Annotated in this window: 3 protein-coding genes; all 3 read right to left on the bottom strand. The window is 59.7% G+C overall.

What is annotated here, in order from left to right:
* A partial coding sequence (locus AC1DOC_RS30735) for an ABC transporter permease subunit (RefSeq protein ID WP_478131231.1) occupies positions 1–354 on the bottom strand: 354 nt, incomplete at its 3' end.
* A gap of 13 nt (positions 355–367) precedes the next feature.
* Entirely contained in the window at positions 368–1,297 is a 930-nt protein-coding gene (locus tag AC1DOC_RS30730) for a branched-chain amino acid ABC transporter permease (protein WP_478131230.1), read from the bottom strand.
* Between the two features lie 115 nt (positions 1,298–1,412).
* Positions 1,413–2,084 carry a MalY/PatB family protein gene (locus AC1DOC_RS30725; RefSeq protein WP_478131232.1) on the bottom strand — a complete coding sequence of 224 codons (672 nt, stop codon included), beginning with the start codon at positions 2,082–2,084 and terminating at the stop codon, positions 1,413–1,415.
* Positions 2,085–2,123: the final 39 nt, after the last annotated feature.

Here is a 2,123-nt window from a genome sequence, read left to right as displayed (position 1 = left end):
GAGCATCACGCCCAGCACGCCCGCCACCACCAGCGCCAGCGGCACCACGATGAGCAGCGAGGTGTGCAGCCCGTTCGGGAACATGGCCTTGAACCACGGGAAGGTTTCGGACAGGTGCGACGAGCCCATCAGCGCGAAGAGGTAGGCCCCCACGGCAAAGAAGGCGACATAGCCCAGGTCGAGCAGGCCGGCGTAGCCGACCACGATGTTCAGGCCGAGCGAGAGCATCACGTAGAGCAATGCGATGTCGGCGATGCGCACCCAGGCGTTGCCCTGGCTCTGCAGGAAGATGGGCAGGGCGAGCACGGCGACGACGCCGAGAACGTAGAGAGCGAGGTTCTTGCTGTTCTTCATGATGTGCTGCTCCTCAGGCGCGATCCGCCACGCGCTCGCCAAGCAGGCCTGAAGGCCGCAGCGTGAGCATGACGATCAGCACGATGAACGCGARGATGTCGCTGTAGTTGCTTCCCAGCACGCCGCCGGTCAGCGAACCGATATAGCCGGAGCCGATGGCTTCGATCAGCCCGAGCAGGATGCCGCCGACCACGGCGCCGGCCAGGTTGCCGATGCCGCCGAACACCGCCGCGGTGAACGCCTTGAGGCCGGGCAGGAAGCCCATCGCGTGCTGCGCGATGCCGTAGTTGGAGGCGTACATGACGCCTGCGATGGCCGCAAGCACGGCGCCGATGATGAAGGTGGCCGAAATGACCATGTCGGGCCTGATGCCCATGAGCGCCGCGACGCGCGGGTTCTCGGCGGTGGCGCGCATGGCGCGGCCGAGCTTGGTGTAGTTGACCAGCCACATCAGCACCACGAGCGAGAACGCCGTGACGCTCAGGATCATGACCTGAGTGGGCGAGATCACTGCGCCAGCCACTTCGATGGGCGTGGTCGACAGCAGGTTGGGATAAGCCTTGTTGGTGGGCTTCCAGATGATCATCGCCAGCGTCTGCAGCAGGATCGACATGCCGATAGCCGTGATGAGGGGCGCCAGCTTGGGGCTGTTGCGAAGCGGCCGGTAAGCGACCTTCTCGATCACGAAGTTGAGCGTGGCAGCCACCACGCAGGCAATGATCAACGCGATGATGAGGATCAACCAGCCGGGCGTACCGGGCATTGATTCCTTCATGAGGCCGATGATGGTCCAGCTCGTGAGCGCCCCTACCATCAGCACTTCACCGTGCGCAAAATTGATCAGATTGATGATGCCGTACACCATGGTGTAGCCCAAGGCTATCAAGGCATACATGCTGCCGAGGACCAGACCGTTGATGATCTGCTGTATCAAAATATCCATGAACTTGTCTCCTGTAGTTTTTTTACCGACAACCATATTCGGTTATCAATGTCTTTTTTTGACTGGTTGGAGCATGCTTCCTAGGGCGCTATCCCCAGGCTCATGACTTGTGCATCTAATGCGACGCGATCGCAGCCACCAGCTTTTTCAAAGCCTCTTCTGCTTGTATTCGTGGGCATGCAAGATTCAATCGAATGCATTGAGCCCCGTTCGCCACAAACATTTCTCCTCCCTCCAAGATCAGGCCAGCCTTTTCGAGAAAGAACCTGGTCAGATTGACGGAGTCATCGAAATAGGCACTCAAGTCCACCCATGCCAGATATGTGGCCTGCGGAATCTGGAACCGTGCCTTGGGTAGCCAAAGCGCGAGGTATCGATGCATGAACGCAAAGTTGTCGTCAAGATACTTCCTGAGCGCGTCAAGCCAGGCTTCGCCGTCTCTATAAGCACCGACGGCCGCAGCGAGGCTTAGCGGATTGACGAACGGATAGTGCCTTCGCTTCCATGTCGCTCGAAGTTCCGGATCGGGGATGACTACCGTGGCGACCATCAACCCGGCCAGGTTGAACGTCTTGCTCACCGCCATGCAGGTGATGATGTCCTTGCTGCTCGGGAATAGCTTGGCCAGTGGCACATGCGTCACCCCGGTGYGGGTCAGGTCGCAGTGGATCTCGTCAGACACGATCTTGACGCCATTGGACAGGCACAGCTCGGCCATGCGGCGCAGCTCATCCTCGGTCCAGACGCGTCCGGTCGGGTTATGGGGATGACAGAGGAAAAACTCCAGACGCGTCCGGTCGGGTTATGGGGATGACAGAGGAAAAAC

It is taken from the genome of Variovorax sp. 01T439_2 (genome assembly GCF_056398445.1).
This window is presented reverse-complemented; position numbering and strand designations above follow the sequence as displayed.